The following is a 15,292-nucleotide window of genomic DNA, read 5'->3' on the forward strand; positions in this document are numbered from 1 at the left end:
ATGCGCGAGAGCCTGCTGCTCTCGCGCATGTCCAGGCAAGGCGGAAATGCCTACCGTTTGGCGTAGATTCGGTCGTGAACGAGCATGCCGGCGATCATGGCGCAAACGAGGAGAATGACCGGCATTAGGCCGAGAGCAAGCGCCGATATCGCCGGGCCGGGGCAGAAACCGGCAAACCCCCAGCCTGCGCCGAAAATAGCCGAGCCCACAACCAACGGCGCGTCGACCCGAGTTTTGGCGGCAAGGTGAAATTCCGCACTGAGAACTGGTTTGGCAAGGAAACGGCACAACAGAACGCCCGGCACGGCGACCAAAACCGCACCGCCGAGAACGAACATCAGGCTCGGATCACAATGGCCGCTCGCCACGTCGAGAAAGCCTGAAACGCGGGCAGGATCGATCATGCCGGACAGGGAGAGGCCAAATCCGAACAGTGCCCCGGCCGCAAGTGCCACCACGAAACGCGCCATGACCTGATTTTTCATGACAGCGCTCCGGTTATCGTCGCGGCAAGGATACCGGTGATCAGGAAGATGGCAGTGGCGGTGATGGAGCGCCGGGAAAATCGTGCAAGACCCATGATGCCATGGCCGGATGTGCAGCCGGATCCCATGCGCGTACCGAACCCCACCAGCAGCCCAGCAATGACGATCAGCGGCCAGGGTGCAGATATGGTGAGCGCGGGAAAGCGGCCGAATGCGGCGGCGTAAAGATAGGGGCCTGTGAGCAAACCTGCGACGAAAGCCACATCCGTCAAGCGCCGTTCCTTGCCGAGTACATTGCCCAGGATGCCGCTGATACCGGCGATGCGGCCGTTAAAGAGAAACAGAAGAATACTCGCGAGGCCGAGCAGCATACCGCCGAATAGAGAGGGCCAATAGGCTGTCACGGGTTTTCCTCCGGCGCACAGAAGATGGTATAGAGAGCCTCGATCAGCTGCGCCGCTTTTTCCTCGGTTAACCGGTAGAAGATCTGTTTGGCCTCGCGCCGCGTTTCAACAACGCCCGCCTCACGCAAAACCCCAAGCTGCTGGGAAAGTGTAGGCTGGCGGATATCCAGCTTGGCTTCCAGCTCGCCAACGGAAAACTCCCCCTGCGCCAGCGTGCAGGCGAGCATCAGCCGCGCGGGATGGGCAAGCGTCTTCAAGAGTATGGCGACCTCGACTGCGCGTTCCTCCATCTCGACAAGCGGGATTTCGGTGATATCAGGTATCTGTTTCCGCATGTTTTCCTTTACCATGTGCTGCCCTCCAGCACGTCGAGCGGGAATTTCAGATAACGTTTGCCATTGGCCTCCGGCTCCGGCAGGCGGCCGCCACGGATATTCACCTGCAAGGCGTGCAGAATGAGCTTCGGCATCGGCAAGGTGCGATCCCGCGCCTCGCGCAGCTGAATAAAGCCTTCCTCTGTCATGCCAACCAGATGCGGATTGCCGCGTTTCTGTTCTCCAACAGTGCTTTCCCATTTGGGCGCGCGGCCACCGGGTTGATAGTCGTGGCCGGTGAAAAGCCGCGTTTCGTCGGGGAGGGCGAGGATGTCCTGAATGGATGCCCAGAGCTCTCTGGCGCTGCCGCCTGGAAAATCGGCGCGCGCCGTGCCGGAATCAGGCATGAAAAGAGTGTCATGCACGAATGCGGCGTCGCCCACCACGTAGGTTACGGAGGCAAGCGTATGTCCGGGTGAAAACAGCACGCGAGCTTCCAGCGAGCCGATGTTGAACCGGTCTCCCGCTTCAAACAGCCGGTCCCATTGCGAGCCGTCTGTTTCAAGATCGGGCCAGTTATATTTCTCCTGCCACAGCCGCTGCACACCGGTGACCTTGGCGCCGATTGCCGTTTTCGCGCCGGTTCTTTGGCTGAGATAGTGGGCGGCGGAAAAATGGTCGGCATGCGGATGCGTGTCCAGAACCCATTCCACCGCCAGGCCTTGCTCCTTGACATAGGCCAGAATGGCATCGGCATTCACCGTGCCGGTCGCCCCCGATTTCTCGTCGAAATCGTAGACCGGATCGATGATGGCGCAGCGCCGGGTTGCGGGGTCGGAAACGACATATTGCACGCTCGATGTGCTCGGATCGAAGAAAGCCTTGACGTGCGGCTTTGCCGCAGCCTGCCGCTCCAGCCAGCGGACGGCGCCGGAAAGATCGAAACCATGCTGTTGGCCGAAAGTCGCGATCTCGCTTTGTTTCATGCGCCCGTCCAGCGCTTCGCCAAGCACATAGAGGGTCAGCGCTCGCGCTCCACCCTTGCAATGGGCAAATACGGGGCCTTTTGCCTCGGTCATCGTCTGCTGAAAGGCACGAATATCGGCTTCGGTAATAGTCGGGCCATTGACCGGAATGAAACTGTAGGCAAGACCCGCAGCATTGGCGGCGCTTTTTTCATATTCATTGCCCGGCTGGCCGGGCTCTTCGCCATCCGGCCGGGCATTGATGATGCTTTTGTAGCCCTGATCGGAAAGCGATGAAAAGTCGGAGATATCCGGCTGGCCTGCGACCGTCAGACGTTCGTTGATCCTCACGGCACTCATCGGTTTCTCCTGTTGTTCTAAATTAATATACGTTATCATATAATGTATATTGTTCGGCGACAACAGACGGAAGAGAAAATTTCAGAGGTGGCGATTTCCTGAGTTCGCGACGAAATCACAAGCTTGCCCGAAGGGGATCGAGCAAGTGTGCTTTTCCGGGAAGCCCGCAGGTGAGTGTGGGCGGGGGCTGGCTTCAGGCTAAAAGCTTGCGGCGCGTCGCTTTCCAGCCAAGACAGATTGCCGCAACAAGCAGGGCGAGTTGAGCGACAAGGAATGGTGGTTCGTTGCCGTTCGGAGCCAGTGCGTTCAGTGCCTCGACCTTGAGAAAGGACTGAACGATCAGCACGAACATATTTAGATAAAGGCCCATCGTGGCGGTGATCGAATAAACAGTTCGCGCCCTGCCATTGAGACCGTATCCGTAAAGCGCGACCAGCGCGACCGCCAGAATGATGGTCGAGATGATGCCGACGCCGAGTGCCGGTGTGAAGTTGCCGATTGGAAACAGAAAGCCGGTGAGCGTTGTGGCCAGCGTGGTGACGAGAAACAGCGCCATCATGCGCGGCATCCATCGCCCTGCCGCATAAGCGGGCAGGGCGATCAATCCGGTTACGATGCCTATGAGGCTCAAGGCAACGTGCAATGTCGTGAATTGGGGAATGGTCAGTCCGAGGATCATGATGCGTCTCCCTCTATTCAGTTTGGGTTGCACCATACCGGCTGGCGGCATGTGCATGCGATAGATTGGGCCTCAATGCAGCGCGGGCCGCAAGGAAATTTTCAAGGTCTGCCGTATCCGGCAGGGAAGGAATGGTCAGCGTCTCGCCCAGATCAAGACCGGCCAGGGCTGCATCCACCATCTCGTGGGCATCCATGACCATGGCGGCGGGAATGGCGTCGAGACGTTCCTCTTCCCAGATGGCCGTGCGGGTGATGCCCGGCAGGACACCCTGAACCCGAACGCCGGAAGGGGAAAGCTGCGCGTGCAGCGCCTCGGTGAAGGCAAGCACAAAGGCTTTGGTCGCCGGATAAACGGCGGTAAATGCCGCCGGCATCAAGGCCGTGACCGAGGTGATATTGATGATCGTGCCCTTTCCATCTGCTGCAAGACGCGGTGCGATCGCCGCTGCAAGCCGGGTGACGGCAAGGATATTGAGATTGATCATCGTCGTGACATGGGCCGGGTCCAGTTCCGTGATAGCGCCGTCTCCGGCAATACCGGCATTGTTGACGAGACCGGTGATCCGCCGGTCCTCGCGCAGCCGTGCCTCTACCCTTTCGAGGTCTTCCGCCCGTGAAAGGTCTGCTGCCAGAACCTCGACAGCGATCTGGTGATCCTTTTCCAGCCGCTCGGCCAGCGCCTTCAGCTTTTCGGCGCGTCGCGCCACGAGGATAAGATCGTGGCCGCGTTTTGCCAGGCGCTCGGCATAAACAGCGCCAATGCCATCGGACGCCCCGGTGATGAGAAACGTATTCTGTGTCATGTCCCGTGTTTCCTTTGTCTGATGGTTTCAGGCGTTGATGAAAGCAAGAAGGTCGGCGTTGAACCGGTCCTGATGGGTCTGTGTCAGTCCATGGTCGGCGCCCTTATAGACCTTGAGGGTCGCATGTTTGACGATCTTGACCGTGGAGAGCGCCGAAGCGCCGATCGGCACGATCTGGTCGTCGTCGCCGTGCAGTACGAGCGTTGGCTTGTCGAAAGCCTTCAGGTCCTGATGGAAATCGCTTTCCGAAAAGGCGCGGATGCTGTCGAGCTGGCCCTTGAGGCCGCCCATCATGCCCTGCCGCCAGAACTCGTCGCGGATACCTTCAGAAATCACAGCACCTTCACGGTTATAGCCGTAGAAAGGAATGGTCAGATCCCTGAAGAACTGGCTGCGATTGTCGTAGGTACCCTTGCGGATGCCGTCGAAAACATCGATCGGCAGGCCGATGGCATTGCTTTCCGTCTTCAGCATCAGCGGCGGTACTGCGCCGATGAGGGCGATCCTGGCGACGCGGGCCGTACCATGGCGGCCGATATAGCGCGTTACCTCGCCGCCGCCGGTGGAGTGGCCGACGAGAATGATGTCGTGAAGATCGAGCTGTTCGATCAGCTCGGCCAGATCGTCAGCATATTGATCCATGGTGTTGTTGTGCCAGACCTGGTCGGAGCGGCCGTGGCTGCGGCGATCATGGGCAATGGTGCGGAAACCGTTATTGGCAAAGAATACCATCTGCGCGTCCCATGCATCGGCACTGAGCGGCCAGCCGTGGGAAAAGATGATGGGCTGGCCGTCTTTCGAACCCCAGTCCTTGAAGAAGATGTGCGTTCCGTCTCTGGTGACTATCGTTGTCATGGCTCTCTCTCCTGTTGCGGGTGGTTTGCTTGCGTCCTGTGGGAATAGAGATACTCTGGAGACAGCCGGGGCTGGATTGGCGCTTCTGACAGAAAACGAGCCGAAACTGACAAAACGGGGATGTGGGGCATGGCGGGTGTTGCGGGAAGTGCGCTGGAAGTCGGTCTGGTTCTCTACCGGGACTGTCAGGTCGCCATGGTGCACGGCATCACCGATCTTTTTGCCATCGCGTCGGTCTTCTCAGAGGATCGTGGTGGGCCGAAACTGCGCGTCAGCCACTGGAGCATGGGTGAGGGCGGTGAGTTTTCCCGTTGTCATGACACCGAGCCGGGCAGGGCGGGGCATCCCGATATCTTCGTCGTACCCGGCCGGCTGACCGGGCCAGCCGAAATCGATGAGGCTGCGCCCTATGCCCGCTGGCTGCTGGACCGGCATGCGCAGGGCGCGACGCTGGCCGCCAGTTGCGGAGGTTCCTTCATCGTCGCTGCGACAGGTCTTTTGGCCGGCCGCCCGGCCACTACCCACTGGCTGTTTGCGGAACGGTTTCGCGAGCGCTTTCCCGATATCCGCCTGGAGATAGACAAGATCGTCATCGAAGACGGCGATATCATCACGGCGGGTGGGCTGATGGCATGGACCGATCTTGGTCTGCGCATTGTTGACCGGCTGCTTGGGCCTTCGGTGATGATCGAGACCGGTAAATTCCTGCTGATCGACCCCTCCGGTCGGGAGCAACGACATTACAGCAGTTTTGCGCCGCGGTTGACGCATGGCGACGAGCCGATCCTGAAGGTGCAGCACTGGCTGCAGGCGCGCGCGGGGAGGGCGACCAGTGTCTCCGATATGGCCGCACATGCCGGGCTGGAGGAGCGAACCTTCCTTCGCCGCTTCAAGGCCGCCACCGGTATGAAGCCTATCGAATATGTCCAGCATCTTCGTGTCGGCAAGGCGCGGGAACTGCTGGAATTCACCCGTCGTTCGGTAGACCAGATCGCCTGGTCGGTGGGATACGAGGATGCCGCTGCCTTCCGTCGTGTATTTCACCGTATTCTCGGCCTCTCGCCGGGCGAGTACAGAAACCGCTTTTCCAGCGGTTCGGCCATGGTGGCCGCCTGAGGGCAAATCCCGCTGTTGCGACATTGCCGCTTCGCAACGAGGTTGGTGCGAGAAGCGCGGCCCTTGCAATGTGGCGGGTGTTTGCTAACATGCCAGACAAGTTTAAAACAGGTGGGCCGGAATGGACGTTGAGAGCAGCACGAAGCCGGGAATATCGCTCGCGGCGAAAATCAGCTCCGCATTGCGGCGGGATTTGTCTGAAGGCGTGTTCCGTCCCGGCGACCGTCTACCGAGTGAGAGCGCGCTGACACGCGAATATTCCGTCAGCCGCACCGTGGTGCGGGAGGCCATCGCCATTCTGCGCGCGGATGGTCTCGTAGAGGCCCGCAAGGGAGCGGGCGTTTTTGCCATTGAGGTGAAGCCGGCCAAGGAAGTGCCTTTCAATGATCTCGCCGTGGGGCGGATCTCCTCGGTAATCGAACTGCTGGAATTGCGCACCGTCTTCGAAGTTGAGTCCGCCGGGCTTGCGGCATCGCGCCGTTCCGCCGTGCAGGTGGAGTCGATTGTCGATGCGCATCGGCGCGTTGGCGACTGTCTCGCCGCCGGGTTGCCGACGCGGGATGCCGATTTCGAGTTCCATCTGGCCATTGCACAGGCGACGCAGAACAGGCGATTCCCCGAGTTTCTTCAACTCATCCGCTCCGGCATCATCCCGCGTGGCGAATTACAGGGGGCGGCGCCCGGTTCCCGTCCGAAGGACTACAATCTTCATCTCCAGGAGGAGCATGCGAAGATCGTTGACGCCATCATCGAAGGCGATGCCGATGCTGCCCGCCAATATATGGCGGCGCATCTGCGCGGTAGTCTTGAGCGCTACAAGGTGCTTTTGCGCTCCCGTACAGCCGCTGAATAACTAGGAAATTTCAGCTTTCTCAGCAGGTTAAGCGCTCGCCCGTCGGTAGAAAGCCAGAGAGGCGGCAAGCGTCAAAAGTGCGCCGCCGCAAATGCGGTCGAGCCATAACGCCCCTGACTTCCGCAACAGTCTGACGGCCTGCGAGCCCAGCAGGGCATATCCGAACATGACGATGAAATCGATGCCGGCAAAAACCAGCGCAAGCACTGCATATTGCTGAATCTGCGGTGCTGCCGGATCGATGAATTGCGGCAGGAAAGCCGAAAAGAACAGATATCCCTTGGGGTTGGTCACGGCCACAAGGAAGCTTTTGAGGAAAATCGAGCGGGCGGAAGTGGCCCCGGAAGTGTCTGCCGATTGAAGAGCGCCATCGAGCGAGCCTCTGGAGCGCAAAAGCATGACGCCCAGGAAGGCGAGATAACAAACGCCGACCCATTTGACGACGCCGAACCAGAACTCCGAGGCGGCGAGCAATGCTCCCAATCCCAGTGCAACCGCGCCGATCAGGACGAAATCTGACAGCACCGCACCAGCCATGCCGGTCAAGGCACGGCGGACCCCGAAACGCGAGCCATTCGCAAGCGCCAGCAAAACCGTCGGGCCAGGTGTGGCAATACCGATAAAGGCAACTATCGCAAATGCCAGAAGTGTCATTTCCGCCATCTCTTCCTCCCCCTTGAAGCAGGAGATATGCCGGTGCCGGACCGGCATCTCCACAGGCAGTTCGAAGCGAAGAATACAGGCTTTTGTCATCGCGGCAATATGTGTGATTCCTTTCTCCGGCAAAGCAAAGAACCGCTGGTTTTCGGATGAAATCTCGGTCTTGAAAGGCAGCGTTGTTGCCTGCTTCAGTCATCTTCCAGGCCTGGCGCAGGACCAATTTTATCGGCATATGCTTGACAGCTCTCCACACCTGTGACAACTTGCGAATAGTTGTCAGACAGGATTGCGCCTTTGTTATTTTGTGCAATCGACTTCTGGCAAGGGAGGAACCATGCCAAAAAGACGCCTTTCGCTGTATGGCCTGTCCGGCCAGATCGGAAGTATTCCGGTCACGCTGCTCGGATTGCTGCTGCTGACCTTTTTCATCGGCCGCCTGATGCCCGCTGATCCGGTGCGGGCCATCGTCGGCGAGGACGCGACCCGCGAAACCTATGAGCAGGTTTACCATGCGCTCGGTTTCGACCGTCCGCTCTGGCAACAATTCATCTATTATCTCGGCGATGTGTTCACCGGCGATTTCGGAACCTCGATCCGCACGGGCCAGCCCGTCATCCAGGATATCATACGCGTCATGCCGGCGACGATGGAGCTCGCGACCTTCGCGATCCTGATCGGTGCCGGCCTCGGGATTCCCATGGGGGTTTATGCCGCCGTCAAGAAAGACCGCTGGCAGGACCATTTGGTCCGGGTGCTCAGCCTGTTCGGCCATTCCATGCCGATTTTCTGGACCGGTATGATTGCGCTGATCGTTTTTTACGCTCATCTCGGGCTTGTCGGCGGCGGTGGCCGCATGGACCAGTTCTATATCGGTCTCGTGGAGGAACGAACGGGCTTCCTGCTCATCGACAGCCTGCTGGCGGGCGATATGGAAGTCTTCTGGTCGGCCATCAATCACCTCATCCTGCCCGCCGCTCTGCTTGGTTATTCATCGTCGGCCTATATCACCCGCATGACGCGCAGCTTCATGCTCGACCAGCTGGGGCAGGAATATGTGACGACCGCGCGCGTCAAAGGCCTGTCGCAACGCCAGACGGTGTGGTTGCATGCTTTCGGCAATATCCGCGTGCAGCTCGTCACCATCATTGCCCTTGCTTACGGCTCACTGCTGGAAGGCGCTGTCCTTATCGAGACCGTCTTCGCCTGGCCGGGCTTCGGCCAATATCTCACCAGCAATCTTATCATCGGCGACATGAATGCCGTGATGACCTGCGTACTTATCGTCGGCGTCATCTTCATCGGGCTCAATCTCCTGTCCGACATTCTCTACCGCTTTTTCGATCCGAGGACCCGCTGATGACGGCTCGTGCAGAAACTTCCTTGCGTCTTCCCGTGCCATTGAACGCGCTGAAGAACATCATTGTCTTCCTGCTGAAAAGCCCGACATCGGCCTTCGGCCTGGTGATATTGCTGCTTCTCGTCATCGCGGCGATTTTCGCGCCCTGGCTTGCGACGCATGATCCTTACGTGCAGGATCTCGCCAAGACGCTGCAGCCGCCTGGTAACGGCCATTTCTTCGGCACGGACGAGCTTGGACGCGATATTTACAGTCGCCTTCTGTGGGGCGCGCGCATCACTCTCACCATCATCACGCTGGTGTCGATCATCGTCGGTCCGGTCGGTCTGCTGGTCGGCACGGCCTCCGGTTATCTCGGCGGCAAGTTCGATACGGTGATGATGCGCATCACGGATATTTTCCTGTCGTTCCCGAGCCTCATCCTGTCGCTCGCCTTCGTGGCCGCGCTCGGACCCAGCCTCAACAATGCGATCATCGCGATCGCGCTCACCTCATGGCCGCCGATCGCGCGGCTCGCACGCGCCGAAGCGATGACATTCCGCAAGGCGGACTACATTGCCGCCGCAAGGCTTCAGGGTGCTTCGCCGCTGCGCATCATCATAAAATCGATCATGCCAATGTGCCTGCCTTCGGTCCTGATCCGTCTGACGCTGAATATGGCGACCGTCATTCTGACCGCCGCAGGCCTCGGCTTCCTAGGCCTTGGCGCGCAGCCGCCCCTGCCTGAATGGGGCGCGATGATCGCGACCGGTCGCCGTTACATGCTCGACAGCTGGTGGCTCGTCACTTTCCCCGGCGTTGCGATCCTTTCCGTCAGCCTTGCCTTCAACCTTCTGGGTGACGGCCTGCGGGATGCGCTCGATCCGAAGCAGATGAACCGGAAATAGGGCCATGGAAAAACCAATCCTCGACGTCGAAAATCTTCGCATCCGTTATGGCGGTTCGCCCACCGAGGCCGTGCGCGGCATCTCCTTTACCCTTGGCCGGGAGCGTCTCGGCATTGTCGGCGAAAGCGGATCGGGCAAGTCCACCGTCGGCCGGGCTTTGCTGCGCCTCCTGCCATCGGCGACGATAACGGCCGACAAGCTTGATTTTGATGGCCTCGATCTTCTGTCGCTCAGTGAGAAGGAGATGCTGAAGGTTCGCGGACGGCGCATGTCGATGATCCTTCAGGATCCAAAATTCTCTCTCAATCCCATCCGCCGTGTCGGCGATCAGGTGACGGAGACCTATCTGCGCCATTTCAAGGCGTCGAAATCGGAAGCCCGGGAAAAGGCGCTCGCCATGCTCGATGCGGTCAAAATCCGCGACGCCGCGCGCGTCTACGAGCAATATCCGCACGAGATTTCCGGTGGCATGGGCCAGCGCGTCATGATTGCGATGATGCTGCTTGCCGATCCTGATCTGGTCATTGCCGACGAGCCGACCTCCGCGCTGGATGTGACGGTGCGGCTGCAGGTTCTGAATATTCTCGATGGCCTCGTTCGGGATAGAGGCATCGGTCTCATCATGATCAGCCACGACCTCAATCTCGTGCGCAATTTCTGCGACCGGGTACTCATCATGTATGCTGGCCGGGTGGTGGAAACGCTTGCCGCGCGCGACCTCGATCAAGCGCAGCACCCCTACACGCGCGGCCTGCTCGCGGCGCAGCCGCGGATTGGCGGCACGCGTGCGCCACTTGCGGTGCTGGATCGCCGCCCTGAATGGCTGGAGGAGAAAGTATAATGGCCGTTTCCGTTGAAACCCGCGATCTCTCCATCACCTTCGGCAGCGGCCACACGGCGCTGAAAGTGCTGCCTTCGGTGTCCTTTCGCGTCGAGCCGGGTGAGTGTTTCGGTCTGGTCGGTGAAAGCGGTTCGGGCAAATCAACAGTGTTGCGCTGCGTGTCGATGCTGAATGATTTCTGGAGCGGCGAAATCCTCATCAATGGAAAGTCGGTTCGCGACATGCCGCTGATCGAGCGATGCCGCACGTTGCAGATGGTGTTTCAGGATCCCTATGGTTCGCTGCATCCGCGCCAGTCGGTGCGCACCGTTCTCGGAGAATCGCTTGCCATCCATAAACTGGGCGATCGTGAAGAGCGCATGCGCAAGGTAATTACGGATGTCGGTCTGCCCGTGTCGTTCCTGGACCGCTTCCCGCATCAGCTTTCCGGCGGCCAGCGGCAGCGCGTGGCGATTGCGCGTGCGCTGATCCTTGAACCGTCTCTGCTTCTGCTCGACGAGCCGACCTCGGCGCTCGATGTTTCGGTGCAGGCCGAAATCCTCAACCTGTTGCAGCGCCTGCGCGAAGAGCGCGGCTTCACCTATATCATGGTGACGCACGATCTCGCCGTGGTCGACCACATGTGCGACCGCTTCGCTGTGATGCTGCGCGGCGAAATCACCGAAATCCTGCCGCGTGAGGCAATCGCCGGCAATGGCGCGACACATCCCTATGCGCGCGAACTGATCGGCGCCTCGCTGGAATATGAAGGCGCATGACACCTCCCAAAGCGTGATCGTCCTCCTCCGGGGCATCACGAATAATAAAATCCTCCTTCCTTGCCCGGCCTTCAGTGCCGGGCAATTTTTTTTGGATGGCTACGGCGGGAGGGCGGGCCGCCAACTGCGCTTAGGCTGCTCACACAAGACCCCGGATCTCGTCCGGCGTGACAGAGTGCGGAGGCTTCGCTTGCGCCTAACACATTGGGTGAATGGAGCTTCATTACAGCAAAAAGGCGCGGGGTTAGCCGCGCCTTCTCCTACTCGCAGATATGGCAGCCGATCACCGCTCCTTGCTCACCTCTTCAAAGCGCGAGAGCCAGGGGCTGACGATCATACCCTTGATGTCGCTGCGGAAAGCGGCGGTGTCGACGACTTCGGAGAATGGCTGAATGGACATGACGATCTCGTCCATATAGGCCTGAAGGTCCTCGTAGAGCTTCGTCTGTTTCGCCACGTCGCGCTCGACAAGGGCTTCCTCGATCATCTTGTTCAGCTTTTCATCGAAGAAGCTCGTGCGCCAGCTCTGATAGTTGGTGAGCTTGGCGTCGTCCGCATTGTTCGGATTATAGGCGATGGAGCGCAGGTTGTTGTCCGGATGCGGCTGCTGACCGCCGCCGCCGCGGCCGAGAAGCAGTTCGAAGTTGCGCTCGCGCATGGCGCCGTAAATCTGGTCGCCGGAACCGCTGATAAGTTCGGCCTGGATGCCGGCCTGGGCCAGTGTGTTCTGGATTGCCGTTGCCGCTTTCATGAAGGGGTCTTCCGAGAGCACGCGCAACGTCGTCTTGAAACCGTTTGGATAACCGGCTTCAGCCAGAAGCGCCTTGGCTTTTGCGATGTCGAGCTTGTAGCCCTGATCCGGCAGCGCGCCCATCACACCGGTGCTGAGAGAGCGCTGATGCAGCTTGCCGTAATAGGGCATGACCGCCTTGTCGAGACCGTCGTAGTCGATCAGGTAACGCAGGGCTTCGCGCACTTTCTTGTTCGCAAAGCGCTCGTCTTTCATCGAAACGCTGAGGTAATAAAAACCGGAGCCGGGTGTGGATTCGATGGCGATGGTCTTGTCGGCTTCGAGCGACTTCAGGTCCGGCGCCTGCAGGGAATAGGCGACATCAATATCGCCCTTTTCCAGCATCAGCCGCTGCGATTGCGATTCCGGCAGATGGCGCATCAGGACGCGCTTCATCTTGGCTTTTTCACCCCAGTAATCGTCGTTGCGGGTGAGAATGATATATTCGTTGGATTTCCACTGGGTTAGCTTGAACGGGCCGGAGCCCGCCGAATTGAGCGTCAGCCACGCGCCACCGAGATCGCCGTCCTTTTCGTTTGCAAGCGCCGTCTGGCTGTCGATGATCGAGCCGGGCCCATTCTGTGCAAGGATCATCAGCAGCAGGTTGGGATCATCAGGCTTCGGAATATTAAGCACGAAGGTCTGGTCGTTTTCGGCGACGAAAAGCTTGTCGGCATCCTCCAGCTTGAAGCCGCGCGTTTTGAGGAAAGACGATTGCGCCAGATTGCGGGCGAGCAGACGTTTCAGGCTCCAAGCCACGTCCTTTGCCGTCACGGCGTTACCGGACGCGAACTTGGCGTCGGCGCGCAGGTGGAAGCGGATCGATTTCCGGTCCTCGCCGATTTCCCAACGTTCGGCAAGGCGGGGCTGGACGCTGCGATCTTTGGGCGAAAGCACGACCAGCGTGTCGTAGATATTATTCAGAACCTGCACCGTCTCGCGGCCGGTAATGGCGGCTGGATCAAGGGTCAGGATATTGCTCATGGTCGTGGCGACGATGAGCTGGTCCTTCGGCGTTTCGGCAAAGACGCTGAGCGGCACGGCGCCGATCAGCAGTGCACCGAGGGCTGCGGTTGCAAGAAAATGTCTCATTTTTCCTCCCATATGGCCGGTTCATACGGCCTTCCACGTTTCGATCCGCGCGCCTGTTCCTCCACAGGCTTCGTGTGATCAGCCAAGAATGTCTCTGACCGGAGCGGCGAGCGCCCGGCCGATTGCGGCCGTTGCCAGCGCTTCCAGATGCACGCCATCCACTGGCGAGGCGCTGGCGACCGATCCGGCATCAAAGAAGTGATGCCCAAGTTCGGCGGCGAGTTTGTGATAGAGCGGCGCAAGCCGTAGTGATTGTCCGATATCGCGGCCGCCCGCCGGTTCTCCAGCGGGGCCTGCGACGCAGGGCGGTGGCGCGACGATCAGAAGCTTAGGCACTGCATCTCGCGGCTTGTAGATGAAGGTCTCGACGATTTGCGCCAGCCGCCGCATGCCCGAAACGGCGGCTTCCGCGCGACCGCCATGCACCGGCTTGATGTCGTTGGTGCCGAGCATGACGATGACGAGATCAAGCGGCATGTGGCACGAAAGCGCGACTTCAAGAGCTCGCGCGCCATTGCGGCAGGCCGGGCCGGCATGGTCGTCATAACAGGTGGTGCGCCCGCCTAGCCCTTCGGCATGAACCTTCGCCATTCCGGAAAGCTCTGCCTCCAGCACCTCCGGCCAGCGATGCTCAGGCCGGTGGCGGAGACCCGTTGCCGGGTCTGCGCCCCAGGTGAGGCTGTCTCCAAAGGCGAGCACGGTTTTCATAGCCTTATCTCACCCGGTTGTTGTCGATGAAATCGAAATCGATATCCTCGCCAAGGCCCGGCCGGTCGGGAACGTGAACGAACCCATCGCGGTCCATCGGGTCGGACAAAGACTTCAGATAGTCGTGGCCGTCATCATATTCGAGGAAGGGATGCAGGAGGCCACGCTCGTACCAGCGGCAATTCTTGGTGGCGGCGACCACATGCAGGTTCATGGCCGTATTGCCATGCACCTCGCATTCCATACCGAAGGCTTCGGCCAGATGCATGGTCTTGAGCGCCGGCGTGATGCCGCCTACATCGTTGACGCCGGTGCGAAGAATATCGCAGGCTCCGGCCTTGATCCATTCTGCGCGGTGCCAGTGCTTGCCAGCTGCACTTTCCGGGCCGACGACGGGAATATCGAGATTGTCGGCGAGCCACTTGTAGGAGGAGAGCGACTGCTCATCCATCGGCTCCTCGATCCAGTCGAAGCCGAGCTTTTCAAGGCCACGTCCCAATGCCAGCGCATCGGTGCGGGAATACCAGTGAAAGGCGTCGATCATCAGGCGGATATCGGGCCCGACCGCCTCGCGCACGGCCGCGCAGGCCTTGAGGTCCATCTTCACATCCGGCGCCCAGCTGACGGGCGGCATCCAGGTGTGAAGCTTGATGCCCTTGTAACCGCGCTTCACCAGCGTTTCGGCAAACCGGCCGTAGTCTTCAGGCGTTGCTAGGCCGCCTTCCAGCTCGTCCCCGCACATGATCGAGCCATAGGCGAGCACCTTGTCGCGATAACCACCGATCAACTTGTATACAGGTTGTCCGAGGCTGCGACCGGCAAGGTCCCAGAGCGCGCAGTCCACCACCGCCAGCGTGCGGTCCGTCAGCTGCGCCGCCGAGCCGCGTTGCCAGTGAGCAAGGTCCTGCCAAAGGCGTTCCCGGTCGCGATGATCCTCGCCGATCAGCACCTTCTTGACGAATTTTTCGATGACATGCGGGCGAACGATTTCCGGCGCTGTGAAGGAATGGCCTTCTTGCCCGTCTTCCGTGCGGATGGTCAGCATGGCCTGTTCCACCTGATGCGCCGGACCCGGATGTGCGTGACCGGCACTGTCCGAGTGCCGACGGGTCGTCGTGCGGAAAACACGGACCTCGACGTCGGTGATGATCATAATTCCTCCCTCATGCAGGTATCGCAGCGTTCGTGGTGGCTGCAATGTCATACATGTATGCATTATTTGTCAACATGTATGATAATCTGTATTACATGTTGGGGAGGAAAATCAAGGGCATTCGCGCGGCGCTCGATACGTCGGCGTATTTACAAGGATGTAGAGGGGACAAAGCGACCGCTCCTTGAGGATTAATCTATAATTTTAGTA

At 59.6% G+C, this 15,292-nt stretch carries 17 protein-coding genes; 6 read left to right on the forward strand and 11 right to left on the reverse strand.

All coding sequences use genetic code 11. The features are described from left to right. Positions 1-50: 50 nt before the first annotated feature. The 7 genes from AC5SEO_RS02200 to AC5SEO_RS02230 form a co-directional block, all read right to left on the reverse strand. A complete protein-coding gene (locus tag AC5SEO_RS02200; RefSeq protein ID WP_174068866.1) occupies positions 51-485 on the reverse strand; it encodes a DUF6691 family protein in 435 nt (144 codons plus the stop codon). Further along, positions 482-889 carry a YeeE/YedE family protein gene (locus AC5SEO_RS02205; protein ID WP_003511172.1) on the reverse strand — a complete coding sequence of 136 codons (408 nt, stop codon included), beginning with the start codon at positions 887-889 and terminating at the stop codon, positions 482-484. The genes AC5SEO_RS02200 and AC5SEO_RS02205 overlap by 4 nt, the downstream gene beginning before the upstream one ends. Further along, complete coding sequence (gene bigR / locus AC5SEO_RS02210) at positions 886-1,239, reverse strand: sulfite-sensing transcriptional repressor BigR (RefSeq protein ID WP_065687817.1); 354 nt, start codon at positions 1,237-1,239, stop codon at positions 886-888. Before bigR ends, AC5SEO_RS02205 begins: the two co-directional genes overlap by 4 nt. Further along, entirely contained in the window at positions 1,233-2,528 is a 1,296-nt protein-coding gene (blh, locus tag AC5SEO_RS02215; protein ID WP_174068865.1) for a bifunctional sulfur transferase/dioxygenase Blh, read from the reverse strand. The genes bigR and blh overlap by 7 nt, the downstream gene beginning before the upstream one ends. A gap of 193 nt (positions 2,529-2,721) precedes the next feature. Further along, the gene (locus AC5SEO_RS02220) at positions 2,722-3,207 is read right to left on the reverse strand and encodes a hypothetical protein (protein ID WP_003511169.1); all 486 of its coding nucleotides are present in this window, start codon (positions 3,205-3,207) and stop codon (positions 2,722-2,724) included. Between the two features lie 13 nt (positions 3,208-3,220). After that, complete coding sequence (locus AC5SEO_RS02225; RefSeq protein WP_003511167.1) at positions 3,221-4,012, reverse strand: SDR family NAD(P)-dependent oxidoreductase; 792 nt, start codon at positions 4,010-4,012, stop codon at positions 3,221-3,223. A 27-nt stretch (positions 4,013-4,039) separates the two neighbouring features. Then, positions 4,040-4,867 (reverse strand): alpha/beta fold hydrolase, encoded by an 828-nt coding sequence (locus tag AC5SEO_RS02230; protein WP_112178398.1) that lies wholly within the window; start codon positions 4,865-4,867, stop codon positions 4,040-4,042. A 129-nt stretch (positions 4,868-4,996) separates the two neighbouring features. On the opposite strand from AC5SEO_RS02230, the gene AC5SEO_RS02235 reads away from it, so the two are divergent. Both AC5SEO_RS02235 and AC5SEO_RS02240 read left to right on the forward strand, forming a co-directional pair. Next, the gene (locus tag AC5SEO_RS02235) at positions 4,997-5,983 is read left to right on the forward strand and encodes a GlxA family transcriptional regulator (RefSeq protein ID WP_113048875.1); all 987 of its coding nucleotides are present in this window, start codon (positions 4,997-4,999) and stop codon (positions 5,981-5,983) included. 121 nt (positions 5,984-6,104) lie between these two features. Then, positions 6,105-6,836: a FadR/GntR family transcriptional regulator gene (locus AC5SEO_RS02240; protein WP_003511162.1), complete on the forward strand. Its 732-nt coding sequence runs from the start codon at positions 6,105-6,107 to the stop codon at positions 6,834-6,836. A 27-nt stretch (positions 6,837-6,863) separates the two neighbouring features. Here the strand turns inward: AC5SEO_RS02240 and AC5SEO_RS02245 are convergent, their stop codons facing one another. Further along, on the reverse strand, positions 6,864-7,499 hold the full coding sequence (locus tag AC5SEO_RS02245; protein WP_035200576.1) for a LysE family translocator: 636 nt from the start codon (positions 7,497-7,499) through the stop codon (positions 6,864-6,866). 331 nt (positions 7,500-7,830) lie between these two features. Between AC5SEO_RS02245 and AC5SEO_RS02250 the strand changes: the two genes are divergently transcribed. Genes AC5SEO_RS02250 through AC5SEO_RS02265 form a run of 4 tightly spaced genes read left to right on the forward strand, consistent with a single transcriptional unit; the run spans position 7,831 to position 11,339 of the window. Continuing rightward, the gene (locus tag AC5SEO_RS02250; protein ID WP_495363709.1) at positions 7,831-8,853 is read left to right on the forward strand and encodes an ABC transporter permease; all 1,023 of its coding nucleotides are present in this window, start codon (positions 7,831-7,833) and stop codon (positions 8,851-8,853) included. Further along, a complete protein-coding gene (locus AC5SEO_RS02255) occupies positions 8,853-9,740 on the forward strand; it encodes an ABC transporter permease (RefSeq protein ID WP_065662536.1) in 888 nt (295 codons plus the stop codon). The genes AC5SEO_RS02250 and AC5SEO_RS02255 overlap by 1 nt, the downstream gene beginning before the upstream one ends. A 4-nt stretch (positions 9,741-9,744) precedes the next feature. After that, positions 9,745-10,581 carry an ABC transporter ATP-binding protein gene (locus AC5SEO_RS02260; RefSeq protein ID WP_013761686.1) on the forward strand — a complete coding sequence of 279 codons (837 nt, stop codon included), beginning with the start codon at positions 9,745-9,747 and terminating at the stop codon, positions 10,579-10,581. Further along, on the forward strand, positions 10,581-11,339 hold the full coding sequence (locus AC5SEO_RS02265) for an ABC transporter ATP-binding protein (protein WP_003511153.1): 759 nt from the start codon (positions 10,581-10,583) through the stop codon (positions 11,337-11,339). The genes AC5SEO_RS02260 and AC5SEO_RS02265 overlap by 1 nt, the downstream gene beginning before the upstream one ends. Positions 11,340-11,622: 283 nt before the next feature. On the opposite strand, the gene AC5SEO_RS02270 is transcribed toward AC5SEO_RS02265, so the two are convergent. The 3 genes from AC5SEO_RS02270 to AC5SEO_RS02280 all read right to left on the reverse strand — a co-directional run bounded on the left by AC5SEO_RS02270 (position 11,623) and on the right by AC5SEO_RS02280 (position 15,082). Further along, complete coding sequence (locus AC5SEO_RS02270; protein ID WP_003511152.1) at positions 11,623-13,221, reverse strand: ABC transporter substrate-binding protein; 1,599 nt, start codon at positions 13,219-13,221, stop codon at positions 11,623-11,625. 78 nt (positions 13,222-13,299) lie between these two features. Next, a complete protein-coding gene (locus AC5SEO_RS02275) occupies positions 13,300-13,929 on the reverse strand; it encodes an SGNH/GDSL hydrolase family protein (protein ID WP_112155339.1) in 630 nt (209 codons plus the stop codon). A 4-nt stretch (positions 13,930-13,933) separates the two neighbouring features. Then, the gene (locus AC5SEO_RS02280; RefSeq protein ID WP_080801404.1) at positions 13,934-15,082 is read right to left on the reverse strand and encodes a mandelate racemase family protein; all 1,149 of its coding nucleotides are present in this window, start codon (positions 15,080-15,082) and stop codon (positions 13,934-13,936) included. Between the last annotated feature and the right edge of the window lie 210 nt (positions 15,083-15,292).

This window comes from Agrobacterium sp. K11 (assembly GCF_059429395.1).